24 protein-coding genes and 1 riboswitch are annotated in these 26,545 nt (G+C 69.7%); of the genes, 10 read left to right on the top strand and 14 right to left on the bottom strand.

Annotation, left to right across the window (positions count from 1 at the left end; genetic code table 11):
- Positions 1-78: 78 nt before the first annotated feature.
- From dcd to apbC, 3 genes are all read right to left on the bottom strand, one after another.
- Entirely contained in the window at positions 79-648 is a 570-nt protein-coding gene (gene dcd / locus DFS13_RS13865) for a dCTP deaminase (RefSeq protein WP_006398615.1), read from the bottom strand.
- Between the two features lie 195 nt (positions 649-843).
- Positions 844-1,380 carry a superoxide dismutase [Cu-Zn] gene (gene sodC, locus DFS13_RS13860; protein WP_006493653.1) on the bottom strand — a complete coding sequence of 179 codons (537 nt, stop codon included), beginning with the start codon at positions 1,378-1,380 and terminating at the stop codon, positions 844-846.
- Between the two features lie 133 nt (positions 1,381-1,513).
- Positions 1,514-2,605: an iron-sulfur cluster carrier protein ApbC gene (gene apbC, locus DFS13_RS13855; RefSeq protein ID WP_006485416.1), complete on the bottom strand. Its 1,092-nt coding sequence runs from the start codon at positions 2,603-2,605 to the stop codon at positions 1,514-1,516.
- Positions 2,606-2,957: 352 nt separating this feature from the next.
- Here apbC and DFS13_RS13850 point away from each other — a divergent pair, with 352 nt between their 5' ends.
- Positions 2,958-3,605, top strand: coding sequence for an OmpA family protein (locus DFS13_RS13850; protein WP_006485420.1), 648 nt, complete (start codon positions 2,958-2,960; stop codon positions 3,603-3,605).
- Between the two features lie 379 nt (positions 3,606-3,984).
- On the top strand, positions 3,985-6,141 hold the full coding sequence (gene metG / locus DFS13_RS13835) for a methionine--tRNA ligase (protein WP_006493649.1): 2,157 nt from the start codon (positions 3,985-3,987) through the stop codon (positions 6,139-6,141).
- Positions 6,142-6,233: 92 nt separating this feature from the next.
- On the opposite strand, the gene DFS13_RS13830 is transcribed toward metG, so the two are convergent.
- Positions 6,234-10,277 (bottom strand): translocation/assembly module TamB domain-containing protein, encoded by a 4,044-nt coding sequence (locus DFS13_RS13830; RefSeq protein WP_111441819.1) that lies wholly within the window; start codon positions 10,275-10,277, stop codon positions 6,234-6,236.
- A 45-nt stretch (positions 10,278-10,322) separates the two neighbouring features.
- Positions 10,323-12,137 carry an autotransporter assembly complex family protein gene (locus DFS13_RS13825; RefSeq protein ID WP_012492817.1) on the bottom strand — a complete coding sequence of 605 codons (1,815 nt, stop codon included), beginning with the start codon at positions 12,135-12,137 and terminating at the stop codon, positions 10,323-10,325.
- A 216-nt stretch (positions 12,138-12,353) separates the two neighbouring features.
- Here DFS13_RS13825 and DFS13_RS13820 point away from each other — a divergent pair, with 216 nt between their 5' ends.
- The 4 genes from DFS13_RS13820 to panD all read left to right on the top strand — a co-directional run bounded on the left by DFS13_RS13820 (position 12,354) and on the right by panD (position 14,963).
- Positions 12,354-12,542 carry a DUF3460 family protein gene (locus DFS13_RS13820; RefSeq protein ID WP_006484044.1) on the top strand — a complete coding sequence of 63 codons (189 nt, stop codon included), beginning with the start codon at positions 12,354-12,356 and terminating at the stop codon, positions 12,540-12,542.
- Positions 12,543-12,546: 4 nt separating this feature from the next.
- Positions 12,547-13,419: a ScpA family protein gene (locus DFS13_RS13815; RefSeq protein ID WP_006478106.1), complete on the top strand. Its 873-nt coding sequence runs from the start codon at positions 12,547-12,549 to the stop codon at positions 13,417-13,419.
- 273 nt (positions 13,420-13,692) lie between these two features.
- On the top strand, positions 13,693-14,532 hold the full coding sequence (gene panC, locus DFS13_RS13810) for a pantoate--beta-alanine ligase (RefSeq protein ID WP_006496102.1): 840 nt from the start codon (positions 13,693-13,695) through the stop codon (positions 14,530-14,532).
- A gap of 44 nt (positions 14,533-14,576) precedes the next feature.
- On the top strand, positions 14,577-14,963 hold the full coding sequence (gene panD, locus DFS13_RS13805; protein ID WP_006484038.1) for an aspartate 1-decarboxylase: 387 nt from the start codon (positions 14,577-14,579) through the stop codon (positions 14,961-14,963).
- A 131-nt stretch (positions 14,964-15,094) separates the two neighbouring features.
- Here the strand turns inward: panD and DFS13_RS13800 are convergent, their stop codons facing one another.
- The 4 genes from DFS13_RS13800 to DFS13_RS13790 form a co-directional block, all read right to left on the bottom strand.
- A complete protein-coding gene (locus DFS13_RS13800; protein ID WP_006484037.1) occupies positions 15,095-15,757 on the bottom strand; it encodes a ParA family protein in 663 nt (220 codons plus the stop codon).
- A 145-nt stretch (positions 15,758-15,902) separates the two neighbouring features.
- Positions 15,903-16,316, bottom strand: coding sequence for a DoxX family protein (locus DFS13_RS13795; RefSeq protein WP_111441818.1), 414 nt, complete (start codon positions 16,314-16,316; stop codon positions 15,903-15,905).
- 149 nt (positions 16,317-16,465) lie between these two features.
- Positions 16,466-16,603, bottom strand: a complete 138-nt coding sequence (locus DFS13_RS40310; RefSeq protein WP_166677917.1) for a hypothetical protein — start codon at positions 16,601-16,603, stop codon at positions 16,466-16,468.
- A gap of 82 nt (positions 16,604-16,685) precedes the next feature.
- Positions 16,686-18,188 (bottom strand): cobyric acid synthase, encoded by a 1,503-nt coding sequence (locus DFS13_RS13790; protein ID WP_111441817.1) that lies wholly within the window; start codon positions 18,186-18,188, stop codon positions 16,686-16,688.
- Between the two features lie 75 nt (positions 18,189-18,263).
- Between DFS13_RS13790 and cobU the strand changes: the two genes are divergently transcribed.
- The 4 genes from cobU to DFS13_RS13770 are packed head-to-tail and all read left to right on the top strand — an operon-like array spanning position 18,264 to position 21,685.
- Positions 18,264-18,824 (top strand): bifunctional adenosylcobinamide kinase/adenosylcobinamide-phosphate guanylyltransferase, encoded by a 561-nt coding sequence (cobU, locus tag DFS13_RS13785; protein ID WP_006496107.1) that lies wholly within the window; start codon positions 18,264-18,266, stop codon positions 18,822-18,824.
- A complete protein-coding gene (cbiB, locus tag DFS13_RS13780) occupies positions 18,818-19,762 on the top strand; it encodes an adenosylcobinamide-phosphate synthase CbiB (protein WP_006496108.1) in 945 nt (314 codons plus the stop codon). Before cobU ends, cbiB begins: the two co-directional genes overlap by 7 nt.
- Entirely contained in the window at positions 19,755-20,771 is a 1,017-nt protein-coding gene (cobD, locus tag DFS13_RS13775) for a threonine-phosphate decarboxylase CobD (RefSeq protein WP_006496109.1), read from the top strand. The genes cbiB and cobD overlap by 8 nt, the downstream gene beginning before the upstream one ends.
- The gene (locus DFS13_RS13770; RefSeq protein ID WP_111441816.1) at positions 20,768-21,685 is read left to right on the top strand and encodes a cobalamin-binding protein; all 918 of its coding nucleotides are present in this window, start codon (positions 20,768-20,770) and stop codon (positions 21,683-21,685) included. Before cobD ends, DFS13_RS13770 begins: the two co-directional genes overlap by 4 nt.
- A gap of 104 nt (positions 21,686-21,789) precedes the next feature.
- Here the strand turns inward: DFS13_RS13770 and cobC are convergent, their stop codons facing one another.
- From cobC to DFS13_RS13745, 5 genes are all read right to left on the bottom strand, one after another.
- Positions 21,790-22,374, bottom strand: a complete 585-nt coding sequence (gene cobC, locus DFS13_RS13765) for an alpha-ribazole phosphatase (RefSeq protein ID WP_062884371.1) — start codon at positions 22,372-22,374, stop codon at positions 21,790-21,792.
- Positions 22,359-23,111 carry an adenosylcobinamide-GDP ribazoletransferase gene (locus DFS13_RS13760; RefSeq protein ID WP_060210788.1) on the bottom strand — a complete coding sequence of 251 codons (753 nt, stop codon included), beginning with the start codon at positions 23,109-23,111 and terminating at the stop codon, positions 22,359-22,361. Before DFS13_RS13760 ends, cobC begins: the two co-directional genes overlap by 16 nt.
- Positions 23,112-23,124: 13 nt before the next feature.
- A complete protein-coding gene (gene cobT, locus DFS13_RS13755; RefSeq protein ID WP_111441815.1) occupies positions 23,125-24,180 on the bottom strand; it encodes a nicotinate-nucleotide--dimethylbenzimidazole phosphoribosyltransferase in 1,056 nt (351 codons plus the stop codon).
- Positions 24,181-24,241: 61 nt separating this feature from the next.
- The gene (locus tag DFS13_RS13750) at positions 24,242-25,057 is read right to left on the bottom strand and encodes an ABC transporter ATP-binding protein (protein WP_006484439.1); all 816 of its coding nucleotides are present in this window, start codon (positions 25,055-25,057) and stop codon (positions 24,242-24,244) included.
- Positions 25,054-26,169 (bottom strand): iron ABC transporter permease, encoded by a 1,116-nt coding sequence (locus tag DFS13_RS13745; RefSeq protein WP_048989041.1) that lies wholly within the window; start codon positions 26,167-26,169, stop codon positions 25,054-25,056. The genes DFS13_RS13750 and DFS13_RS13745 overlap by 4 nt, the downstream gene beginning before the upstream one ends.
- 41 nt (positions 26,170-26,210) lie before the next feature.
- Positions 26,211-26,460: riboswitch (cobalamin riboswitch) on the bottom strand.
- Positions 26,461-26,545 lie beyond the last annotated feature (85 nt).

Genomic DNA, 26,545 nt, shown 5'->3' with positions numbered 1-26,545 from the left:
CGATTCTCCAAAAAGAACGACCGCGGCGCGTCACGCGCAGCGGTCACCCGGAAACTGGTGAGACGTTATGCAACCAGATCAGGTTTTCGGCAGCGTGACACCGCGCTGCCCCTGATACTTGCCGCCGCGATCGGCGTACGACACGTCGCACACCTCGTCGCTTTCGAAGAAGAGCACCTGCGCGACGCCTTCGTTCGCGTAGATCTTCGCGGGCAACGGCGTGGTGTTCGAGAATTCCAGCGTGACGTAGCCTTCCCACTCGGGTTCGAACGGCGTCACGTTGACGATGATCCCGCAGCGCGCGTAGGTCGACTTGCCGAGGCAGACGGTGAGCACGGTGCGCGGGATGCGGAAATATTCGACGGTGCGGGCCAGCGCGAACGAGTTCGGCGGGATGATGCACACGTCGCCCTTGAAATCGACAAACGAACCCTCGTCGAAGTTCTTCGGATCGACGATCGTCGAGTTGATGTTGGTGAAGATCTTGAATTCGTCCGCGCAGCGGATGTCGTAGCCGTAGCTCGACGTGCCGTAGCTGACGATCCGGCGGCCGTCCTCGGACGCGCGGACCTGATCGGGCACGAACGGCTCGATCATCTTGTGCTCTTCGGCCATGCGCCGAATCCATTTGTCGGACTTGATGCTCATGCCAGCCTCCGCAGGGCCGTCCCGAGGAGGCTGGCCGTCCCCTCGGGGGACAGCGAACGAAGTGAGCGTTGGGGTCGTTTCATATCAGGGCGCCTGGAAACGCTGCGTGACGGTCAGGGAGGGCCGCTCGCGCAAGGCGGCGGCCGGGAAAGGCGGACATTTTACGCGATCATCGGCTCGCGCACGCGGCGGCCGTCAACGGATCACGCCGCAGGCCAGCGCGGGCCCCGCGCCATGCTGCGCGAACGCCGGGTCGCTCGCGTCGCGATGCACCAGCGCCGCACGGTTCATCGCCGAGCGCACGCCATCGAGGGCCAGATCGGGTGCGACGATGAAGCCGGCCGCGACGCCGTTCGCATCCGCATGGATGTTGCCGAGATCGCCGGCGACGCGCGCGCCGGCGCGCAGCCGGTCGGCGGCCGGCGCGAACACCTGGCCGGCGCTCGAGCCGTCGCCCGCGTTGCAGTCGCCGCGTTCGTGCACCTGCAGCGCGTGATCGCTGTTCGGCGGCAGGCCGACCAGGTTGTAGGTGACCTGCACGCCGTCCGGGCGCTCGACGAACGTCACCGCACCGCGCGCCTGCGAGCCGACCGTCGGCTGCAGCTGGGCGTCGGCCCGTTTTTCGTGCGACGAGGAAAAGGAGGTACAGCCGGCCAGCAGGCCCAGCGCGGCGGCGGCCAGCAGCGCGCGCTGCGCGCGGCCGGCGCGCACGCCGTGATGTCGTTGTTTCATTCGATCCTCATGCCGGCTGACGGCCGTTTGACACGGCGGCCGCGCCGGGCGGGTAAAGGGACCCGGGAAAAGTCGCCATGATACCGCGCCTCGCGGCGCCGTAAACAGCGTGAGGCCCCGCCCCGCAAGGGTTTTACGTATTTTGAACAACGATCGACGGGAACTTCGACGTCATGTCGCGCGATCGCTCGGCAATCGCCAGCGCCACCCCGCGCGCGATGTCGCGGTAACGACGCGCGAGCGCGCCGTCCGGCTCGGCCGCGACCGTCGGCGTGCCGCTGTCGGCGCGCTCGCGGATCGCGATGTCGAGCGGGAGGCTGCCGAGCACGTTCACGCCGTAATCCTGCGCCATCCGCTCCGCCCCGCCCGCGCCGAAGATGTGCTCTTCGTGGCCGCAGTTCGAGCAGATGTGGATGCTCATGTTCTCGACGATGCCGAGGATCGGAATCCCGACCTTCTCGAACATCTTCAGCCCCTTCTTCGCGTCCAGCAGCGCGATGTCCTGCGGCGTCGTGACGATCACCGCGCCGGTGACGGGCACGCGCTGCGCGAGCGTGAGCTGGATGTCGCCCGTGCCGGGCGGCATGTCGACGATCAGGTAGTCGAGCTCGCGCCAGTTGGTCTGGCGCAGCAGCTGCTCGAGTGCCGACGTCGCCATCGGGCCGCGCCACACCATCGGGTTGTCTTCCTCGATCAGGAAGCCGATCGAGTTCGCCTGCAGCCCGTGGCCGACCAGCGGGTTCATCGACTGGTTGTCGGGCGACTCGGGGCGCTGGCCGTGGATGCCCAGCATCGTCGGTAGCGACGGGCCGTAGATGTCGGCGTCGAGAATGCCGACCGACGCGCCTTCCGCGGCCAGCGCGAGCGCGAGGTTCACGGCCGTCGTGCTCTTGCCGACGCCGCCCTTGCCCGACGCGACCGCGACGATGTTCTTCACATTCGGCAACAGCTTCACGCCGCGCTGCACCGTATGCGCGACGATCTCCTGCGACACGGCGACGCGCGCGTCGCGCACGCCCGGCACGGCCTGGAGCGCCGCGGCGACGCGTGCACGCACGTCGTCGTGCTGGCTGCGCGCCGGATAACCGAGCACCACGTCGAGCGCCACGACATCGCCGTCGATCGCGACGTTGCGCACGCCCTTGTTCGCCGCGTACGGGCGGCCGGTATTGGGGTCGACGACTGCCGCCAGCGCGGCGTCGACTTGTGCCCGGTCAATGCTCATCGAAACTCCGTGAAAACGTTTTTCTCGCGCGCAAACGTCAAAAAATATCAAATTACGCTGCGAAAATCGGGAAAAGTGAAAGAATCTGTTGCACGCCATTGCGCGAACGCGCGACCCGGCGCACTCTTCGCGTGCGGCACGCTATAGGGCCAAATCGGCCACTAACCGCCTATATTGTAGAGGCTGACGCGTCGCGCTGTCCGAACAGCCACGCTGACGGACAGGGCATGCGACCGCCTCGGCGGCTGCCGCGAGCGCAGGCCGGCCTTCCTTTTTCGGACGGCCCGCGCAGGGAGCCGTAACTGTTGTTTGTCGTCGTTGTCGACTCGTTCAACCAAGAGAGGAATCCAAGATGAACATGAAAATCGCGACTCGCCTGTCCGTATTCGCACTCGCCGGCGCACTGCTGGCAGGCTGCGCCACGCAGCAAGGCAACAATACGGCCGTCGGCACCGGCACGGGTGCGGCGCTGGGCGCGGGGATCGGCGCGCTGGCCGGTGGCGGCAAGGGCGCGGCGATCGGCGCGGGCGTCGGCGCACTGGTCGGTGGCGTGACGGGTTACAACTGGCAAGCGATCAAGAACAAGCTCGCACCGTCGGCAGCGCAGACGGGCACGCAGGTGACCGAGCAGCCGGACGGCTCGCTGAAGCTGAACGTGCCGAGCTCGGTCACGTTCGCGACGAACCAGTACGCGATCACGCCGGCGTTCACGCCGCTGTTGAACGACCTCGCGACGACGCTGAACCAGAACCCGCAAGTGACGGCATCGATCGTCGGCTACACGGACAGCACGGGCTCGGCCCAGCTGAACCAGACGCTGTCGCAGAATCGCGCGCAAAGCGTCGTGAACGCGCTCGTGCAGCGCGGCGTGAACGGCGGCCGCCTGTCGGCGCAAGGCATGGGCGCATCGAACCCGATCGCGGACAACGCGACCGAAGCCGGCCGCGCACAGAACCGCCGCGTCGAGATCTACCTGCGCGCACCGCAACAGCATCAGTAAGCGCGACCACGAGAGGAATCGTGCGGGCAGCCTGCCCGCACAGCCCCGCCTGGCAAGGCTTTGGGCGGGGCCGGTAACAAATCGAAAAAATTTTCGAACTTCTGTCGCAGGCCGTGGTCAGTATTTACGGTACGCGGCTGGTGTTGCCGGCGCGTCACCATTCTCCTCTTGTCGTTGTTGCTCCGGGGCCGTATCCGCCCCGGTTTTTTTTGCCCGGAGAATTCGTGCTGCGCTGCAGCACAACGTCGCCGGGCATGCCGCGTGTGCGGCCTCGCCCCTTCCGCCGCCCGGTCCGCGGCGCCGGCCCGCCGCGCTGGCCCGCGCCCCTGCTAGAATCGCAGTTTCCCGTCGTTTTTCCCGCTGTTCTTCTCCAGACCCTATGTCCGCATCCGACCTCACTTCCGTGCAGGCTGCGGCGCCGCAAGGCAGCCGCCAGATCCTCGTTACGTCCGCACTGCCCTATGCCAACGGGCAGATCCACATCGGCCACCTGGTCGAGTACATCCAGACCGACATCTGGGTGCGGGCGCTGCGAATGCATGGCCATGAGGTCTACTACATCGGCGCCGACGATACGCACGGCACGCCGATCATGCTGCGCGCGGAGAAGGAAGGCCTGACCCCGAAGCAGCTGATCGACCGCGTGTGGACCGAGCACAAGCGCGACTTCGACAGCTTCGGCGTGTCGTTCGACAACTTCTACTCGACCGATTCGGACGAGAACCGCGTGCTGAGCGAGAAGATCTATCTCGCGCTGCAGGAAGCCGGCCTGATCGCCGAGCGCGAAATCGAACAGGCGTACGATCCGGTCAAGGAAATGTTCCTGCCGGACCGCTTCATCAAGGGCGAGTGTCCGAAGTGCCACGCGAAGGACCAGTACGGCGACAACTGCGAAGTGTGCGGCTCGACCTACCTGCCGACCGAACTGCTGAACCCGTATTCGGTCGTGTCCGGCGCGACGCCGGTGCGCAAGACCTCGAAGCACTACTTCTTCCGCCTGTCCGACCCGCGCTGCGAATCGTTCCTGCGCGAATGGGTGAGCGGCCTCGCGCAGCCCGAAGCGACCAACAAGATGCGCGAATGGCTCGGCGACGCGGGCGAAGCCAAGCTCGCCGACTGGGACATCTCGCGTGACGCGCCGTACTTCGGCTTCGAGATTCCGGGCGCGCCCGGCAAGTATTTCTACGTGTGGCTCGATGCGCCGGTCGGCTACTACGCGAGCTTCAAGAACCTGTGCGAGCGCAACGGCATCGATTTCGATGCGTGGATCCGTCCCGGCTCGAAGGCCGAGCAGTACCACTTCATCGGCAAGGACATCCTGTACTTCCACACGCTGTTCTGGCCCGCGATGCTCGAGTTCTCGGGCCACCGCACGCCGACCAACGTGTTCGCGCACGGCTTCCTGACCGTCGACGGCGCGAAGATGTCGAAATCGCGCGGCACGTTCATCACCGCGCAGAGCTACATCGACACCGGCCTGAACCCGGAGTGGCTGCGCTACTACTTCGCCGCGAAGCTGAACGCGACGATGGAAGACATCGACCTGAACCTCGACGACTTCCAGGCGCGCGTGAACAGCGATCTCGTCGGCAAGTATGTGAACATCGCGAGCCGCGCGGCCGGCTTCCTGATCAAGCGTTTCGACGGCCGCGTGCAGGACAGCGCGATGAATCATCCGCTCGTCGCGAAGCTGCGCGATGCGATTCCGCAGATCGCCGCGAGCTACGAAGCGCGCGAATACGGCCGCGCGCTGCGCCACACGATGGAGCTCGCGGACGAAGTGAACGCATACGTCGACGGCGCGAAGCCGTGGGATCTCGCGAAGGATCCGGCCAACGCGGTCGCGCTGCACGAAACCTGCAGCGTGAGCCTCGAGGCCTTCCGCCTGCTGTCGCTCGCGCTGAAGCCGGTGATGCCGCGCGTCGCCGCAGCGGTCGAGGCGTTCTTCGGGATCGCGCCGCTCGCGTGGGCCGATGCCGCGAAGCCGCTGTCGTCGGCGCAGCCGATCAAGGCGTACCAGCACCTGATGACGCGCGTCGATGCGAAGCAGATCGAAGCGCTGCTCGCCGCGAACCGCGATTCGCTGCAGGCCGATGCAGCCGGCGCGGCCGCCGGCGGCGCCAATGCTGCGAAGGACGCGAAGAGCAACGCCAAGGCGAACGCGAAGCCGGCCGTCGTGAACGGCGCCGACGACGCGCCGATCTCGATCGACGATTTCGCGAAGATCGACCTGCGCATCGCGAAGATCGTCGCGTGCCAGGCGGTCGAAGGGTCGGACAAGCTGCTGCAGCTCACGCTCGACGTCGGCGAGGAAAAGACCCGCAACGTGTTCTCGGGCATCAAGTCCGCGTACCAGCCCGAGCAGCTCGTCGGCAAGCTGACCGTGATGGTCGCGAATCTCGCGCCGCGCAAGATGAAGTTCGGCCTGTCCGAAGGGATGGTGCTCGCCGCGTCGGCCACCGACGAGAAGGCGGAACCGGGCCTCTACATCCTCGAACCGCACAGCGGCGCGAAGCCCGGCATGCGCGTGAAGTAAGCAGAACGCACTGCTGCCGCCGCAAAAAAGCCCCGCACGATGTCGAATCGTGCGGGGCTTTTTTATCGCTGCCCGGTAAGCCGCATCCGCCGTCAGCGCTGCCCGAACCAGCGATCGAAGCGCCGCGTGTAGTTCAGGTCGACGCCCTGGAACGTGCCGCCGTACGCGGACACCGACCAGAAGCGCGTCAGGTTGATCGTCGCCTTGAACGCGTTGCTCGCCGATTGCAGCCCCTGCTCGAAGCCGAGCACGAACCGCTCGTTGATCGCCTTCGACACCAGCACGACCTGCGGATCGGTCAGGCCGACTTCGCTGCGGCCGACCGACACCTCGTCGAGGCCGAAGGTCTGCGCGACGCGCTTGCCGGTCACGCTGCCGAGCAGCCCGAGCGCCGCCGTCATCGCGCCCTGCTGGCCGACGTTGTTGCCCTGGTCGGTGCCGTGCCCGAACAGCAGCCACGACAGCTTTTCGTTGTCGGTGACGTTCGGCTCCGACACGAGCTTGACGGTCGGCGACTGGATCGTGCCCGTCACCTGCACGCCGGCCTCGACCTCCTGGTTGCGCCGCATCGCGAGGATGTTGACGCCCGGGTTCGATACCGGGCCGTTGAACGTGAAGAAGCCGTTCTCGATCGCGAGCTTGCGGCCGAACGTCGTGTACGTCGAACCTTCGGTCACACGCACGTTGCCGACCGCGCGCAGCGGCACGCCCGGCGCGCTCATCACGGTGATCGTGCCGCGCAGCCCCAGATCCGCGCCGTGCCCCTTGAAGCGGAAGTTGTTGCCGAGCCCGACGTCGATGTTCGCGCGCGGCGCGAGCGATGGCGCCGGCTTGTCCTCGACCGCCTTCGGCTTCGCGACCGCGGTGCCGGTCGGCGTCTCGCCGCGCACCGTGCCGTCCGGCTGCACGATCACGACGTCGTCCGACAGGTGCGGCGCCGATTGCTCGGGCAGGTCGAACAGCGCGCGGTCGACCACGAACTTGCCGTCGATCGACAGCGCGCCGCGCGGCCCGTCGTTCGCGACGGTGGCCTTGCCCGACAGCGACAGCTTGCGATCGGGCGCCGCGAACAGTTCGAGCTTGTCCGCGACGATGCTCGCGGTCAGGTCCGGCGCCTCGCCGTCGAGGCGCACGCGGCCGAGCGCGCGCAGCGTGCCGTCGCCGCCGTGAAATTCGACCTGCTGGAATTCGACGAGGTTGTCCGACAGCTTCACGCGCACGATGCCGTCCTTCAGCTGCACGCCCTGGTCGATCAGCGTCGCGGACAGCTCGTCGCCCGTCAGCGTCCCCGACAGGTTCGGTTTCACCGGCGTGCCGGAAACCGTCAGCTTCAGCGCCGCGCGCCCGCCGAGCAGGTAGCTCGGCCCGAACAGGTTGCCGGTGGTCTTCAACGCCGGGATGTCCGCATCGATGCGGCCCGACAGCGGACCGTCGTCGACGATGCCGAACACGCCGTCGCGCAACGCGAACGGCACCGTGACGTTCGCGTCGAGCGTGCCGATCCGGCTCGCCTTCGCGAGCGCCGTCACGTTGAGCCGGTTGCCGGGCGCGAAGCTCGCCCGGGCGGACAGATCGGTCAGGCCGAGCGACGCGATGCCGCGCCCGCTCTCGATCGTCACGTCGCCGCCGCGGCGCTTCACCTGCACGTGGCCCGTCGCGTTCGCACCGAGCGAGAAATCCCAGTCGGCATCGAGCACGACGTCGGTCCGCACCGGCGGCCGCTGGCCGGTCAGCGCCTGGCGCACCTCGAGGAAACGCGCGACCGATGCACCGGTCACGGTGCCCGCCGAGCGCATCTGGCCGCGATCGAACACGAACGATTTCAGGTCGATCGCCGCGCCTTCGAGCGTGAGCCGCGTCGCGCCGAGCGTCACACGACCGGCGCCGGCCGATATCGTCAACGGCGCCTGCAGCGCGAGCGCCGGCGTGCCGCGATTCGCGAGACGCGTGACGGTGCCGTCCCAGCGCATGCCGTCGCGGTTCTCGACCACGCCGCCGTTCGCCGCGAGCGTCAGGTCGATCACGCGGCCGCTGGCCATCCCGAGCGCCGACGCGTCGAGCGTGTGCTTCGCGCGCGTGCCGTCGAGGTTCGCGCGCAACGACTTCAGCTTGAACGAGCCGAGCGCGATGTCGGCCGCGTCGGCCGTGAACACGAGCGCGCCGTGCGCGCCGTCGCGGATGTCCGCGCGGCCCTGGGCGGTGCCGATCCGGTTCGAGCCGACGACGACGTGCTCGGCCTTGTAGGTCGCCGTCACGTTCGGATGCGCGAAGCTGCCGGTCAGGTCGCCCTGCGCCTGCACGAGTCCTTCGATGCCGAAGCCGAGGCGGTCGAGCTGCGGCGCGTCGACGACGAAGCGCAGCCGGTCGCCGGGTGCGCCGAAGCTGCCGCGCAGGTCGACGTGGTTGCCGGCGATCGACAGGTTCGCGTTGCTCGGCAGGATGCGCGAGCCGGCGAGCTGCACGACGCCGGCGCCGGTCAGCGGCACGCCGTCGTACAGGCTGTCGGCGAGCTTGAAGGTCGCTTTCGTCGAGACCTGCGGCGCGAACGCGCCCGACGCGGTCAGCGTGCCCGACACGCGCGTTTCGCCGCGCTTGGCCGGGGCCCTGGCGGCCTTCGCCGGCGCCTTGCCGCCGCCCGCCTTCGGCGCACTCATCGCGGCGAGCAGCAGCGGATCGAACGCGGTCAGCGTCGCCTTCGCGTCATAGCTCGAGTGCGCGTCGTGGCGGAACACGCCCGTCAGGTCGATGCGCCCCTTGGCCGCAGTCACGCGCGTATCGGTCAGCACGGTCTGCTGCTGCGTGAGCGCGACCTTGGCGCGCGCGCCCAGCGCGAGCTTCGGATCGTTCAGGTTGAAATCGACGGTCGTCACGTCGCCCGCGAGCGTCACGCCGAGCGGGCCGCCGAGGCGCATCGGCCGCAGTTCGGCGACGAACGCGTTCAGGTCGAGGTTCGCGACCTTCAGGTCGAAGCGACCCTTGCCGCCCGTGAGCGTGCCGCCGCCCGTCACGCTGCCGTCCCGGATCAGCTTCAGCGCGAGGCCGTCGATCCGCTGCGCGTGCGCGTCGAGATGCACGGTCGCATGCGCGTCGATCACCGGCAGCAGATGGTCGCCGAGCGTACCGGGTTTCGCGTTGACGATCGACACCGGGCCCGTCACCGCGAAGCCCTTCGCGGGCGCCGAGCCTGCCGGCGCGGTCACTGGTGCGAGTTCGGCGCGCACCGCGAGATCGGCTGCCGGCGCGCCGGGCGACAGTGCCTGCGGATTCACGTGGTCGAACGCGAGCGACGCACGCGTGAGCGGCACCGTGCCGAATGGCGCAGCCTCGACGTGCGCGCGCCCGTTCAGCTTCATCCCGCTCGCGTCGACCTCGGCGACGAGCGCCTCCAGCGAGCCCGACACACGGGCCCGCGCGTCGACCGCTTCGTCGGACAGCTTGCCTGCGTAGGTGGCTTCGCCCGTCAGCGCGAACGGCTTCACCCCGTCGAGCTTCGCGCGCGCGGTCAGCGCGCCGTACGGCGTATCGACGCCGTCGAGCACGAGTTCATGGTGACGGCCGTCGCTGCGGCCGTTCAGCGCGAGATGGTCGAGCTGCGTCGTCGAGCCGCCTTCGTGAATCGCGAGGCGATCGACGCGCAGGTCGTCGATCCGCACCTGCAGCGGCAGGCTCAGGTCCTGCGGCGTCGTACTCGGCGTCGACGGCCCCGGCGCGATCCGCACGTCGATCGTGCCTGCGCGCAGATAGGCGATGGACAGCCGCCACGGCGCACGCGTCAGTGCCCAGCGGCCGTCGAGCCGGTCGATGCGGACCTCGGTGCCGGTGCCGTCGGGGCTGGTCCACGCGAACCCGCGCAACCGCACGCCGGTCGCGAGCGAGCCGCCTTCGAGCGTGCCCGCGAGCCGTGTCCCGAGCACCTTGCCGGCCACCTGCCACGCGAGTCGCGTCCCGCGCTCGGTCGTCACCGCGCCGGCCACGAGCCCCACTGCCAGCACGACGAGCAGCACGACCGTCGCAAGCGTCCACGCGACGACACGCCACGCACGGCCACGGCGCGGCGCGCGCGGCGGCGTGTCGGGCGCACCGTCGGGCGAATCCGGATCGTGAGGCGGCGGCGTGTCGTTCGGGTCCTTCGTCATGCGGTTCGTCGTGCGGGTCGTCAGGTCGTCAATAGGGCGGCAGGTTCAGAAAGCGATGCCGAGCGTCAAATACGGGCGCACGCTGTGGTTGCGCAGGCCGTACGCGACGTCGACGTTGATCGGGCCGACCGGGCTGCGCCAGCGCGCACCGACGCCCACGCCCGGGTAGAACACGCGCTCGCCCCACGCATCGGTCGCGGTGCCGATGTCGAAGAACGTCGCGGCGCCCCAGTCGCGGTTGAACCAGTGCTGGTATTCGGCCGTACCCGTCATCAGGTACTTGGTCGGCAGAACGGAGCCGTCGACGCTGTTGCCGATGCTCTGGTAGCCGTAGCCGCGCACCGAGTTCGAGCCGCCGGCGCGGAACAGCAGCGACGCCGGCACGCCGGTCGAGCTGCCGCTCGTAAACACGCCGCCGAGCTCCGCGCGGAACACGAACAGGTCGCGCTTGCCGATCGGCAGGTATTGCTGCCCGCGCGCGTAGCCGCGGATGAAGGTCTCGTCGGCCAGCACGCCCTTGACCGCGAAGCCGGCCTCCGCATGAATCAGGTTGCCCGAGCGCGGAAACAGCGGATCGTCGACGTTGCGGCGGGTCCACGCCCATTGCGGCACGAGCGCGCGGCTCGTGGTCGGCCCCGCGCCGTTCTGGTCGAGCCGATCCTGGTAGTACATCAGCGAATACGAATAGTCGATGAACTGCCCGGTGCGCGTACGCTGCACGCCGACCCGCGCGCTGTAGATGCGGGTGTCCGACACGTTGGTGTTCGTGTACGACGCGAGCACGCTGTTGGTCCAGCCCTTCTCGCCCGGCGGCATCGACAGCTGGACCTGCCCGTACTGCTGGATCTGGTCGAGCCGGCCCGAGACGGTCAGCGGCCACGCGGCGCCGAACGTGTCGAGATACGTATAGGAGCCTTGTACGTGCGGCCCCGTATCGGTGGCGAAGCCGACGCCGCCGCGGATGTTGTTGTACGGGAACTCGCTGACCTTCACGTGCACGGGCGTGCGCTCGGGCTTCGACGTATCGTCGCCGACGTCGATCGCGACGCTCGCGTAGTACGGCGTGTTCTGCAGCTGCCGCTGCAATTCCGCGATCCGCTGCACGTCGTAGATCTCGCCTTCCGACAACGGATTGACGTTCGTGACGATCTTTTCCGGATAACGACGCACGCCGTCGACATCAACCTTGCCGATCGTGAACGTCGGGCCGCTGTCGAACGTGACCGCGAGTGTCGCACGCTGCGTGCGCGGATCGATGCGCGCCTCGGACGACGCGATCTTCGCGCCGAGATAGCGGCGCGCCTGCAGTTGCCGCAGCGCCGCGCCCTTGGCGCTGTCCCAGTCGGACTGCGTGAACGGGTCGCCCGGCTTCATCGAGAACGCGAAACGGGTGGCGGTCTCCTGCTTCGGATCCTCGGTCTCGACCGGCCCCTTGAACGTCAGGTCGACCGTCGACACGACGGTCTGCTTGCCCGGGTCGACGGCGATGCGCACGTCGCGCTTGCCGTCGCGCGTGCGCACGTCGGTGCGCACGACCGGCGAGAAATAGCCGGCCGTCGCGGCCAGGTCGCGCACCTGCTGCGGCGTGGCGGTCACGAGGAAGTCGAACTGGTCGTCGCTGATGTCGTCGCGCTTCGCGAAGCGCGCGATGTCGAGATGGGTCTTGAGGAGCTTGCGGATCGAGCGCGGCGCGTCGATGTCGACGTCGTACTTCGCGTGGGCCGGCACCGCGAAGCACGCGGCCAGGCAACCCGCGAGGGCCGCCCGCGCGACGCGGGCCGCGGCGCCGGCGCGAGCGCGTGCCGCGCGCGGGCCCGCGTCATGCGCCGTGTGTGCTTGCTGGTTCGACTGCCCCGCCAAATATGACCTCGCCGTCCTGGATTGTCACGGTTTCGTGGAAAACCCTGTATTTGACCACAGGGCGCGGGCGTCACAGCCAAACGATTGTGAAAGAGTGCTAGGGACCGGCCCGCGGTTTCGACGCGCGATTGGCGCCGGCTGTTCCCCGTGATGCGGTAAAATCCCGCCATCGCGAATCCGGCGCGTCGTGCGCCGCCCGAAACGGAAGATCCAGCCATGCCGTACCAGTCCGACGTCACGCAGTTCCTGAACCAGCTCAAGCAGCAGAAGCCGACGCTCGAAGAAGAGCAGCGCAAGGGCCGTTCCCTGCTGTGGGACAAGCAGCCGATCGATCTCGAAGAGCGCGCCGAGCAGCAGGAATCGCGCGTGAAGCAAACGCCGTACGTCTACTACCAGAACTTCTGACGACGTGAGCGCCGCCGACGAGGCCAGCGCCGCCCGGCAGGACGACGCGATCGCCGCGCCCGCGGGCGCCGATTCGACGCCCGACACGGTCGACGGTGTCGCGGCGTTCGCTCGCCTGTACGGCGAGCCGCTCTTCAAGCTGCCGCAGGACCTCTACATCCCGCCCGATGCGCTCGAGGTGTTCCTCGAGACGTTCGAAGGCCCGCTCGACCTGCTGCTGTACCTGATCCGCAAGCAGAACTTCAACGTGCTCGACATCCCGATGGCGCAGGTCACCGCGCAATACCTCGGCTACGTCGACCAGATCCGCGCATCGAACCTCGAGCTCGCGGCCGAGTACCTGCTGATGGCCGCGATGCTGATCGAGATCAAGTCGCGGATGCTGCTGCCGGTCAAGAAGGCCGACACCGGCGAGGAAGCCGAGGATCCGCGCGCCGAACTCGTGCGCCGGCTGCTCGAGTACGAGCAGATGAAGCTCGCCGCGCAGCGGCTCGACCAGCTGCCGCAGCTCGGCCGCGATTTCCTGCGCGCCGAGGTGTACATCGAGCAAAGCGTCACGCCGCGCTTTCCCGACGTGAATTCGGACGACCTGCGCGCCGCGTGGGCCGACGTGCTCAAGCGCGCGAAGCTCGTCCAGCACCACAAGATCTCCCGCGAGGAGCTGTCGGTGCGCGAACACATGAGCCTGATCCTGCGCCGGCTGCAGAACGCGCGCTTCATGGAGTTCGCCGACCTGTTCGACACGTCGCGCGGCGTGCCGGTCGTCGTCGTGAACTTCATCGCGATGCTCGAACTCGCGCGCGAATCGCTGCTCGAGATCACGCAGGCCGAGCCGTTCGCGCCGATCTACGTGCGTCTCGCGTACCTGCCCGCATAAGGGCCGCCCCCCCCGTCGCCTCCCGTTCCCGGTTCGCTCCGACGCTCGCCGCTTCGCCGCGGCGGGTGGCCGTCCGGCGCGTATCCGACACGTATCCGGCAAGCCTCGATAAAAAGTGAACGATCGTTCTTTTATCGATGCGTCGCGCGGCCAAATCCTCTACAATCCGCCGACGCCCGATGCGCCGCCCGCGCGCCGGCGTTCTCCGCTTCGACCCCGACGCCGCTGCTGCGGCGCCAACGCGCGCCTGCGCGAGGAACCCGCTACCCGATCATGAAAGTCATCAGCTCGATCCAGGAACTGCGCGACCAGCTGCGCGGACAGAACCGCACGGCGTTCGTGCCGACCATGGGCAACCTGCACGAAGGGCACCTGTCGCTGATGCGCCTCGCGCGCCAGCACGGCGACCCGGTCGTGGCGAGCATCTTCGTCAACCGGCTGCAATTCGGCCCGAACGAGGATTTCGACAAGTACCCGCGCACGCTCCAGGACGATATCGAGAAGCTGCAGCAGGAAAACGTGTACGTGTTGTTCGCGCCGACCGAGCGCGACATGTACCCTGAGCCGCAGGAATACCGCGTGCTGCCGCCGGACGATCTCGGCGGGATTCTCGAAGGCGAGTTCCGGCCCGGCTTCTTCGCCGGCGTGTGCACGGTCGTCACGAAACTGATGTCCTGCGTGCAGCCGCGCGTCGCCGTGTTCGGCAAGAAGGATTACCAGCAGTTGATGATCGTGCGCCGCATGTGCCAGCAGCTCGCGCTGCCGGTCGAGATCATCGCGGCCGAGACCGTGCGGGATGAGGACGGCCTCGCGCTGTCGTCGCGCAACCGCTACCTGACGCCCGACGAGCGCAGGGAAGCGCCCGAGCTGGCGAAAACGCTGCAGCGCGTGCGCGACAGCGTGCTCGGCGGCGAGCGCGACCTCGGCAAGCTCGAGCAGCACGCGCACACGCACCTGGCCGAACGCGGCTGGGCGCCCGACTACATCGCGATCCGCCGCCGCGCGAACCTGATCGCACCGAGCGCCGCCGAACTCGAAGCCGGCGAGCCGCTCGTCGTGCTCGCGGCCGCGAAACTCGGCGCGACACGCCTCATCGACAACCTGGAAATCTGACGGGCGGCCCGCCCGCGCCTCTCACGACGCATCACGGAGACACCATGCAGCGCCACATGCTCAAATCGAAGATCCACCGCGCGGCGGTCACGCACTGCGAACTGCACTACGAAGGTTCGTGCGCGATCGACGAAGACCTGCTCGAAGCGGCGGGCCTCATCGAAAACGAACGGATCGACATCTGGAACATCAACAACGGCGAGCGTTTCTCGACGTACGCGATCAAGGGCGAGCGCGGCAGCGGGATGATCTCGCTGAACGGCTCGGCCGCGCGCCGCGCGCAGCTCGGCGACCTCGTGATCATCGCGGCGTTCGCGATGGTCGACGAAGCCGAGCTGCAGGCCGGCTGGAAGCCGAAGCTCGTGTTCATCGACGAAGGCAACAAGATCAAGGGCCACCGCGATCACGTGCCGACGCAGAACTGGACGTGACCTGAGCGGCATGCCCGCGTGCCGTGGCGCGCGGTGCAGCGATGCCGCTGGCGACCGAAGGGCCGGATACCGTACGCGACGGGATCCGGCCCTTTCTCATTGGAGGTCGCATCGGCCGGACGGCCGGGCGTTCAGGACGCTGCCTTGGCGGCCTTCTCGGCCTTCGGCGCGCGGCGTTCGGCCCATTCGACGATCGGCCGCCACTGTTCGAGATCCTTCTCGACGCGGCTTTTCGCGACGTCCCACAGCGTCAGGCCGTGCGCGGCGATCTGCACGTAGTTCTGCGTGTCGCGCACGTAGCCGAGCACCGGCAGGCCGAGCCCCTCGACGAACCGGTGCAACTGGTCGGACGAGCGCGTGCGCGCGTCGACCCGCATCCCGACGATCCCGACCTCGACGCTGCCCTTGCGCACGGCCTTCTCGCCGGCGAGGCGCTCCAGAAACTGCTGGGTCGCAAGAATATCGAACATCGACGGCTGCAACGGCACGATCACCTTGTCGGCCAGTTGCAGCGCGACGTTGAGCCGCGTGCCGTGCAGGCCGGCCGGCGTATCGATCACCGCGTATTCGAGGCCGCGCGGCGGTTTCGACGGCGCCTCCGGATCGAGATCCCACGCCTCGATCGCCGGCAACCCGGCCGGCCGCAGGTCGAGCCACGCATGCGCGGACTGCTGCCGGTCCAGGTCAGCCAGCGCGACCCACGCGCCCTGCGCCGCGAAATAGCCGGCTAGATTGGTGGACAGCGTGCTCTTCCCAACGCCGCCCTTCGGATTCGCCACCACGATGACCGTCATGAATTCCCCCGAAAAAGCCGCGCGGCGCCGGCCGCATGACAGGCGCCGCTCGATTGCGGATACAGGGAGCGATGATATCGGCAAACGGGGGGTGACCGGAACCGGTCACGTCGAACCGGGCCGCCGGCGTCCGCTTTCGTTCCCGTCACGCGCGCCGGACCGCGGCCCCGCGCGCGCCGATCGCGAACGCGCCGCCGCCCAGCAGGGCCTGCACGGCCAGCGTGACGGCCCAGAACGCCGGATATTCCCAGCCGCCGTGCGGCGATGCGAAGCTCCAGCCGTTCGGCAGATGCGCGGCGACCGCGCCGAGCATGAACGGCAGCAGCACCAGCGCGGCGATGCGCACGCGGAACCCCGCGAGCAGCGCCAGGCCGCCCGCCAGTTCGACCAACGTGGTCAGGTATGCGAGCCAGCCCGGCAGGCCGATCGACGCGAAGAACTGCGCGGTGCCGGGCAGCGTGAAGACGAACACCTTCTGCGCGACGTGCGCGAGGTAGAGCACGCCGAGTGCGACGCGCAACAGCGTCGCGGCGAAATCGTTCAGGCGGGTGGCGTTCATGATGGATTCCTTCGTGAGTGGATGGGAATGGATCGCACTCTATTCGAATCGATTCGGCCGATAAACACGCCAATTCACTTAAATTGATTCCACAAAAGAACGAATCGGACCACAAAAAAGGGCATGACCGACCATGCCCCGCATCCTGCTCAGTAGCCGCCCTTGCCTTGCGTGGCATCGCCGCCGGACTGGTCGCCGCCCGGCGCATACGAATCGCACGCATGCGCCGCCGCCGACCCGCCCAGCAGCGCCGCGAGCAGTACGCTCCACCACCATCGCGCCCTCATCGTCGCCCTCCTTCGGGCGGACCTCCGCCCTCCTCTGTTGTACGCGATCGGGCGGAAAAAGCGAGGACGGACCGGCGCGGCCTCAACGAAACTCGGCGTACAGCGCGTCGAGGTCGAGGTGCTCGGCGAACGTGTCGGCCAGCCGCTCGAGCGACGCCTCGCGCAGCGCCGGGTAGTCGATGCGGGCCGCCCCGTCGAGCCCTGCCCATGCAAGCAGCGCCGCGCAGGCGTCGGGGGCGTCGAACAGCCCGTGCACGTAGGTCGCGAGGATCTGGCCGTCGGCCGATCTCGCGCCGTCGGGACGTGCGCCGCCCTGCGCGGTATCGGCGGCCAGCATCAGCGCGGGCGTCGCGAGCGCCGGCCCGCGCGTGTCGCCCATATGGATCTCGTAGCCGCGCACGGCAGCCTCGCCCGGCAGCGCGACGTGCCCGGTCACGTTCTTCAGCGTCTTGTCGGGCTGCAGCATCGTGTCGAAATCGAGCAGCCCGAGCCCCGGCACGCTGCCGGGCGCGCCTTCGAGGCCGAGCGGATCGTCGAGCGTGCGGCCGAGCATCTGCATGCCGCCGCAGATGCCGATCACCTTGCCGCCGTAGCGCAGATGGCGCCGGATCAGCGCGTCCCAGCCCGCGTCGCGCAACCACGCGAGGTCGCGCTGCACGCTCTTCGAACCGGGTAGGATCAGCAGGTCGGCGTCGGGCACCGGGCCGCTCTTCCAGTACGTGAATTCGACCTGCGGATGCGCGCGCAGCGGATCGAAATCGGTGTGGTTGCTGATGCGCGGCAGCGCGGGCACCACCACGCGCAGCACGCCGGCATCACCCCGTGCGGCGGCGCTGCGCGCCTGCGCGGGCAGCATGTCCTCCGCGTCGAGCAGCAGTCCGTGCAGGTACGGCAGCACGCCGAACACCGGCTTGCCCGTCTGCGCGCGCAGCCAGTCGAGCCCTGGTTCGAGCAGCTTGAGGTCGCCGCGGAAGCGGTTGATCACGAAGCCGCGCACACGTGCGCGCTCGCTGTCCGACAGACATGCGAGCGTGCCGACCAGATGCGCGAACACGCCGCCGCGATCGATGTCGGCGACGAGCACGACCGGGCAGTCGACCCGCTCGGCAAACCCCATGTTCGCGATGTCGCCATCGCGCAGGTTGATCTCGGCCGGACTGCCGGCGCCTTCGACGATCACCGTGTCGTAACCGGCGCGCAGGCGCGCGTACGATTCGAGCACCGCATCGAACGCGACCGGCTTGTAGTCGTGATACGCCCGCGCGTCGAGGTTCATGCGCGCCTTGCCGTGAATGATCACCTGCGCGCCGCGGTCGCTCGTCGGTTTCAGCAGCACCGGATTGAAATCCGTATGCGGCGCAACGCCGGCGGCCAGCGCCTGCAGCGCCTGCGCACGGCCGATCTCGCCGCCATCGGCCGTCACCGCGCTGTTGAGCGCCATGTTCTGCGGCTTGAACGGGGCCACGCGCGCGCCGCCGCGGCGCGCGACGCGGCACAGGCCCGCGACGAGCGTGCTCTTGCCCGCGTCGGACGTCGTGCCCTGGATCATCAGCGTGCCGCGCGGCCGCGGCTCGGGTGCATTCATCGTGTCAAAGGTCGTCGCGAAGCAAAGGCGGCATTATCGCCCGCGCCGGGTCGTGCGCGCCGTTACAATCACGCGATGATTCCGCACGACCTCACCTTCGTCCTCGGCGGCGCGCGCTCGGGCAAGAGCGCGCATGCCGAGCGGCTCGCCGCCGACAGCGGCCGCCCCGTTACCTACATCGCGACCGCCACCGCCGCCGATGCCGATGCCGAATTCGCGCAGCGCATCGCGCATCACCGCGCGCGCCGGCCGGCCGAATGGGGGTTCGCCGACGCGCCCATCGATCTCGCGGGCACGCTCGCGCGGCTCGACGATCCGCACGCGTGCCTGCTCGTCGACTGCCTGACGCTGTGGCTCACGAACCTGCTGTGCCCCGCCGACGGCGAACCGCTCGACGATGCGCACTACGCGGCGCAGGTCGAGCGGCTCGAGCACGCGTTGCGCGGCGCACGCGCGAAGGTGATCGTCGTCAGCAACGAGATCGGGCTCGGCGTCGTGCCGCTCGGGTCGGTCACGCGCCGCTACGTCGACGAGCTCGGGCGCCTGAACCAGCGCGTCGCCGCGCTCGCGACGCGCGTCACGCTGCTGGTTGCCGGGCTGCCGCTCGACCTCAAGGCGGGAGCCCGGTCATGCTGATGCTGTCGCTGCCGGTCGTCGCGATGCTCGCGGTCGCGGCCGCGATCGTCGACCGCGCCATCGGCGAGCCGGCCGGCTGGCATCCGCTCGTCGCGTTCGGCCGCCTCGCCGCGCGCATCGAAGCCGCGTTGAACACGGGCCGGCGCGGCCGTGTGATCGGCGTCGCCGCGTGGCTCGCGGCGGTCGTGCCGCCGGTGGCCGTCGCGGCATGGCTCGTCGCCGTGCTGCCCTGGCCGTTCGCCGCTGCGCTGCACGTCGCGCTGCTGTGGTTCGCGCTCGGCGCGAAGAGCCTCGCCGAACACGTCGCGCCGATCGCTGCCGCGCTGCTGCGGCGCGACCTCGACGCGGCACGTGCGCTGACCGCGCGCATCGTGTCGCGCGACACCAGCAACGCGGACGAAGGTGCGCTGTCGCGCGCGGCCGTCGAATCGGCGCTCGAAAACGGCAACGACGCGATCTTCGGCGCGCTCTTCTGGTTCGTCGTCGCGGGCGGCCCCGGCGCATTGCTGTTCCGGCTCGCGAACACGCTCGACGCAATGTGGGGCTACCGCACGCCGCGCTTCCTGACCTTCGGCTGGGCCGCCGCGCGCCTCGACGACGCGCTGAACTGGATGCCCGCGCGGCTCACCGCCGCGAGCTACGCGCTGCTCGGCGACACGGCCGCCGCATGGCGCTGCTGGCGCACGCAGGCGCGCCACTGGGACAGCCCGAACGCGGGCCCCGTGATGGCCGCGGGCGCCGGCAGCCTGAACGTGCAGCTCGGCGGCCCGGCCGTCTATCACGGCGAAATCGAGGATCGCCCGGTGCTCGGCACCGGGGCCACGGCCACCGCCCTTCACATCGTCGCCGCGCTGTCGCTCGTCACGCGCACGCTCGCGCTGTGGCTCGCGCTGCTGGTCGCGAGCGGCGCACTCGTTATGGCCACCCATCATGTCTGATTCATCCATCGCGCACGGCGGCAACCTGCATGAAGCCGCCCGCCGCCACGGCATTCCGTACGACGCGTGGCTCGATCTGTCGACCGGCATCAATCCGATCGGCTACCCGGTGCCCCCCGTGCCGGCCAACGCCTGGCGCCGGCTGCCCGACGACGGCGACGGCCTCGCGGCCTGCGCCGCGCAGTACTACCACGCGCCCGATCCCGCGCACGTGCTGCCGGTCGCCGGCAGCCAGGCCGCGATCCGCGCGTTGCCGGCGTTGCTGCCGGCCGGCGACGCCGGCGTCGCGGCGCTCGCGTACGGCGAATACGCACCCGCGTTCGCGCGCCACGGCCATCGCGTCGTCGCGCTCGACATCCACGCGGATACGCTGCCCGCGACGCTGCGTCACGTCATCGTCGGGAATCCGAACAATCCGACCGCCGAATTCGTGCCGACCGCGCGCCTGCTCGGCTGGCATGCGCAACTGGCGGCACGCGGCGGTACGCTGATCGTCGACGAAGCGTTCGCCGACACGGGCGCCGCCCCATCGCTCGCGCCGCACGCCGATCGTCCGGGGCTCGTCGTGCTGCGCTCGGTCGGCAAGTTCTTCGGGCTCGCCGGGATTCGCGCGGGCTTCGTGCTCGCGTGCCCGACTCAGATCGTCGCGTTGCGCGACACGCTCGGCGCGTGGACCGTCGGCGGCCCCGCGCGCCACGCGGTCGCCGCGGCATTCGCCGATCGCGCGTGGCAAGCTGCCGCCCGCGAGCGACTCGCGGCAGACGGCGAACGACTGGCCGCGCTGCTGCGCGCGCACGGCTTCGCGGTCCGCGCGACACCGCTCTTCAGCTGGACCGACGACCCGCGCGCCGCGGCGCTGCATGCGGCGCTCGCAACGCACGGGATCTGGACGCGGCACTTCCCGGCCCCGTCGAGCGTGCGCGTCGGCTTGCCGGGCAGCGAAGCCGAATGGCAGCGCCTCGGCGACGCGCTCGCGCAATGCGTACCCCTGCTGCAGGCGTCCGCATGAGTCCGCGCATGTTCCGTCGGCTCGCGCCGGCCGCGCTGCTGACCGCGCTCGTTCATGCGCCGCTCGTCCACGCCGACGTCTCGACGCGCGACGACGCCGGCAATACGGTCACGTTACCCGCGCCTGCCCAACGCGTGATCAGCCTCGCGCCGCACGCGACCGAACTCGTCTACGCGGCCGGCGGCGGTGCGAAGCTCGTCGGCACCGTCACGTACAGCGACTATCCGCCCGCCGCGCAAGCGGTGCCGCGCGTCGGCGACAACAAGGCGCTCGACCTCGAACGCATCGCTGTGCTGAAGCCCGACCTGATCGTCGTCTGGCGGCACGGCAACGCCGAGCGGCAGACCGACGCGCTGCGCTCGCTGCACATTCCGCTGTTCTTCAGTGAACCGAAGCATCTCGACGACGTGTCGTCGTCGCTGCGCCGGCTCGGCACGCTGCTCGGCACCCAACCGACCGCCGATGCCGCCGCGGCCGCCTTCATGCGCGACATCGCGGCACTACGCGCACGCTACGCGGCACGCCCGCCCGTCTCGATGTTCTTCCAGGTGTGGGACCGCCCGCTGACGACGCTCAACGGCACGCACCTGATCAACGAAGTGTTCGAACTCTGCGGCGGCCGCAACGTGTTCGCGTCGCTCAAGCCGCTCGCGCCGACCGTGACCGACGAAGCCGTGCTCGCGGCGAATCCGGAAGCGATCGTGACGACGAGCGCCGGGGCGACCCGTTCGAACGAACCGCTGCCGAGCCTCGCGCGCTGGCGTGCGTGGCCCGCGCTGACGGCCGTGGCGCGCAACAACCTGTTCGCGATCGACGGCGATCTGCTGACGCGGCCGTCGCCGCGCATCGCGCAGGGCGCGGCCGCGCTGTGCGAGGACCTGGATGCCGCGCGTGCGCGGCGGCCGGCGCGCTGATGTCCGGCGGCGGGCGGGTGCATCGCGCGTCGATATCGGATGCGCCGGGCGAGCGCGACGGATCGGTCCTGCGCGGCGTCGGTCATCTGCAGACGCAACCGTGCCTACGCGTCCCAGTGCACGACTTCCGCTGCATGTGCGTCGTCGTCCGCGCGCAGCCAGACGGCCCCGCCCGTCGGCACCGGCCGCGACAGCAGCGTATCGAGCGGCACACGCAATAGATGCGACGCGAATGCGCGGATCACGCCCGCATGCGTGACGACCCATTGCGGGCCGTCGAGCTTCGCCATCGCATCGGCCTGCCGCGCAATCCGCGCGGCGAATCGCGCCACGCTTTCGCCGCCGTGCGCGCACGCATGCATCAGGTCGGCCGCCCATGCATCGAGCGCCGCACGGTCGATATCGTCCCAGCGCTGCATTTCCCACGCGCCGAAATCCATTTCCTGCCAGTCGGCATCGCGCCGCAGCGGCACGTCGAGTGCCCGCGCGAGCCGTTCGGCAATCGACGCGCAGCGCGTCAGCGGGCTCGTCCAGACCTGTTCGGGCAACGGCGCGCCGAGTGTCGACAGATGCGCACGCACGGCCTGCGCGCCGCCATCGGCCGATTCGGCGAGCGGCACGTCGCTGCGCCCGTAGCAGATGCCCGGCTCGATGCCGACGGCCGGATGGCGGATCAGGACGATGTCCACCCGAGCACCACGAGATAGATCGCCAATTCGCCTAGTTGCTGCGCGAAACCGAGACAGTCGCCCGTATAACCGCCGATCCGCTTCACGAAGTAGCGGGCCAGCCACGCGCGCACCAGGACGAGCGCCACGCATGCGGCAGCGCCCATGCGCCAGTCCGGCCAGAACAGCCACGGCAGTCCGAACACCGCCGCGATGCACGCCGCGCGTGCGCCCATCCGTTGCGCGACCGGCTTCGCCTTGCCTTCGGGCCGCACGTAGTCGAGCGTCATCAGCAGGCTCACGGCCATCGCGCGGCTCGCCGCATGCGCGGCGATCATCGTCCATGCGGCGCGCAGCGGCAGCATCGACGTCAGCGCCTGCCATTTCAGCCCGAGCGCGATCACGAGCGCGACCGCACCGAACGTGCCGATCCGCGAATCGTGCATGATGCGCAGCACGTCGTCGCGCGTGTAGCCGCCGCCGAACGCGTCGCAACTGTCGGCGAGGCCGTCTTCGTGGAAGGCGCCGGTCGCGAGCAGCGTCGCGGCCATCGACAGCCCGACCGCGATCGACGGTGGCAGCGCGCGCAGCGCGACGAGATAGACCAGCGCGCCCCATGCGCCGACGCAAGCGCCGACGAGCGGGAAATAGCGCGCTGCCTGGTCGAGATCGCCGGCCGCATAGCCGATCGAGCGCGGCACGGGCACGCGCGTGAAATAGCCGAGCGCGACGAAGAAGTAGCGCAGTTCGGCCCGCATGCCGCGCGCGCGCTCAGGCGTCACGATTGTCGACACCGGCGGATTCGAAGCTCGCCATCTCGCTGAGGAACGCGGCCGCCGCGCGCACCAGCGGCAGCGCGAGCGCGGCGCCCGTGCCTTCGCCGAGCCGCAGGTCGAGCGCGAGCAGCGGCTTCGCGCCGAAATGCTCGAGCATGCGCCGATGGCCGGCCTCGTGCGACGTATGCGAGAACACGCAGTAGTCGCGCACGCCGGGCGCGATGCGCTCGGCGACGAGCAGCGCGGCGGTCGCGATGAAGCCGTCGACGAGGATCGTCATCCGCTCGCTCGCGGCCGCGAGGTACGCGCCCGTCATCATCGCGATCTCGAAGCCGCCGAACGTCGCGAGCACGTCGAGCGGCGCGATCGCATGCGAATGCTTGACGAGCGCGCGGCCGAGCACCGCGCGCTTGTGCGCGAGGCCCTGATCGTCGAGCCCCGTGCCGCGGCCGACGCATGCGTCGATCGGCACGTCGAGCAGACGGCTCATCAGGCACGCGGCCGACGACGTGTTCGCGATCCCCATCTCGCCGAAGCCGATCACGTTCGTGCCGAGCGACGCGTGCAGGCGAACGCGCGCCGCGCCGGCGGCCAGCGCGGCCATCGCCTCGTCGCGCGTCATCGCCGGCTGCGCCGCGAAGTTGCGCGTGCCGCGCGCGACCGGCAGCGACACCAGCCGGTCCGACAGCGGCAGCGGCGTCGCGACGCCCGCATCGACGATCTCGAGCGTGCTCTGCGCGACACCCGAAAACGCGTTGATCGCCGCACCGCCGGCCAGAAAGTTCGCGACCATCTGCGCGGTCACCGCCTGCGGATAAGGACTGACGCCCTCGGCCGCGATCCCGTGGTCGCCCGCGAACACGATCGTCGCGGGCCGCTGCACGACCGGCCGCTCGGTGTGCTGGATCAGGCCGATCTGCAGCGCGACCGCCTCGAGCTGACCGAGGCTGCCGGGCGGCTTGGTCTTGTGGTCGATCACATGTTGGAGACGCTTGCGCAGTGCGTCGTCGAGCGGCGCGATCGCGGGCGGGAATTGGGTCGGAGTCGTCATCGAGGAGCCGTGTCGTGCGCGCGGCATGCGCCGCGCATCGGAAAAATCGGAACGGGAAACGTCATTGTCGCGCAGGCCATGCGGGCAGCAGCGCATCGCGGCCGTTCTCGCGGATCAGCACGAGCGGATAGCCGAACGCGTCGCTCGCGCGCTCGGGCGTCAGCACGTCGTGCACGCGGCCGGCCCACGCTTGGCCGCGGCCGTCGAGCAGCAGCGCATGCGTCGCGAAACGCCGCGCGAGATTCAGGTCGTGACACGAAAACACCACCGTGCGCGGGCCTGCCGCGAGCCACGCGGCGAGCGCGGTCAGGCAGTCGATCTGGTGATGCAGGTCGAGATGCGCGAGCGGTTCGTCGAGCAGCATCAGCGGCGCATCCTGGCACAGCGTCGCGGCCAGCGCGACCCGCTGCCGCTCGCCGCCCGACAGCGACATCACGTCGCGCGCCGCGAGCGGGCTCAGGTCGAACGTCGCCAGCGCATCGCGCGCGGCCGCGCGGTCGTCGTCGCGCTCCCAGCCCCAGCCGCCGAGATACGGAAAGCGGTTGAGCAGCACCGTGTCGAACACCGTCGCGCTGAACGCATCGTGCAATTGCTGCGGCATCAGCGCGCGGCGCTGCGCGAGGTGCTCGGGACGCCACGCGGCAAGCGGCCGGCCGTCGATCTCGACGTGTCCGCCAGCGGGCGGCTGCAATCCCGCGAGCGTGGCGAGCAGCGTCGTCTTGCCCGCGCCGTTCGGGCCGGCGACGCACCAGATCTCGCCGGGGCGGAACGCGTGCGTGAAGCGATCGAGCAGCGTGCGCGCGCCGGCCTTCAATGTCAGGTCGACGGCCCTGTAGTGCATGTCGCCGGCGGCGGCGTACGATGTGGCGCCCGTCATCGCATCGGCCTCCTCAGCAACATCCACAGGAACACCGGCACGCCGATCAACGCGGTCATCACGCCGACCGGCAGTTGCGCGGGCGCGATCGCGGTGCGCGCGAGCAGGTCGGCCGCCATCACGCCGCCACCGCCCGCGAGCATCGCGGCCGGCAGCAGCATCCGCTGGTCGTTGCCGAACGCGAGCCGCAGCGCATGCGGCACGACGAGCCCGACGAAGCCGATCGTGCCGGCCGTCGTCACGGCAGCGGCGGCGGCCAGCGACGCGACGAGATAGATCCGCACGCGCAGCCGCGCGACCGGCACGCCGAGCGCCTGCGCGGTCGCGTCGCCGCGCAGCAGCACGTTCAGTTGCGACGCGGCCGGCAGCGCGACGCACGCGCTCAGCAACAGCGCGCCCCACGCGAACCACGGCGCCGTCGCGCCGTTCAGGTCGCCCGTCAGCCAGAAGATGATGCCGCGCAGCCGCGCATCGGGCGCGAGCGACAGCAACAGCGTGACGAGCGCGCCCCATCCCGCCGCGATCACGACGCCGGTGAGCAGCAGCCGCGGCGATGCGTCGCGCGATTCGCCGCGCCACAGCTCGCGTCTGGCGAGACCGAGCACGAGCGCGACCGAGACGAGCGAACCGGCGAACGCGGATGCGTCGACGAGCCACCACGCGCCGCCCGCGATCATCGCGACGAGCGCGAAGCCGGCCGCGCCGCCGGACACGCCCAGCACGTACGGCTCCGCGAGCGGATTGCGCAGCAGCACTTGCAACAACGCGCCGGCCAGCGCGAGCAGCGCGCCGCACGCGAAACCCGCGAGCGCGCGCGGCAGGCGCAGCGTGCGGACGATATCGGCAAACAGGGTATCGCCGCCGTGCGGCACGAGCGAAGCGAGTGCCTGCCACGGCGACATCGGCACGCTGCCGATCGACAGCGACGCGACGAACAGCAATGCGACCACGGCGGCCAGCGCGGCCCAGATGACAGTGGCGCGTGCGGCGCTCATGCGGCGCACGGCCGCGCGCCCGACGCACGGCGCATCCGCTTGCAGGGGCCGGCCGGGCGCGACGGGGGCGCGTGGCGGACGATTGGGGTCGGCATCGAAGAACGTTCCGTGAAGCATTGCGCGCCCCGCTTCCCCGCAGGCCGCGCGTCATGGAGCCCGTGCGGGCTCCCCGTCTCGGCCGGTATCCGGGCTGGCGGCGGTCCGGCTCGCCTTCCCGCGCGATGACGCGCAGTGGCCCGCGCCCGCGTGCGACCTGCACGCGAAACGCGCCCGAGCCGGCCTGCGTCATGCGACGCGGCCGCTTACCGTTGCGGGGGCAGCGCAGGTTGACGCGCTCGCGGAGCCCGCACCCTGCTTCCCGTTTAACCGCGCGTCCTGCGCGCGAGCACCGAGGCGGCGCCAGTTTAGGAGCCGGTCGCGCGAGCGTCAAGGAAGCGTCCGGAGACACGCGGGACGCGCCTATTCGCGGCAAGAAGCAGGGGTGTTACGACTG

The organism is Burkholderia sp. 28_3, assembly GCF_003253915.1.
Lineage (GTDB): Bacteria > Pseudomonadota > Gammaproteobacteria > Burkholderiales > Burkholderiaceae > Burkholderia > Burkholderia cenocepacia.
Note: the sequence above shows the minus strand (reverse complement) of the source record. Positions and strands in the feature narration are given on the sequence as shown.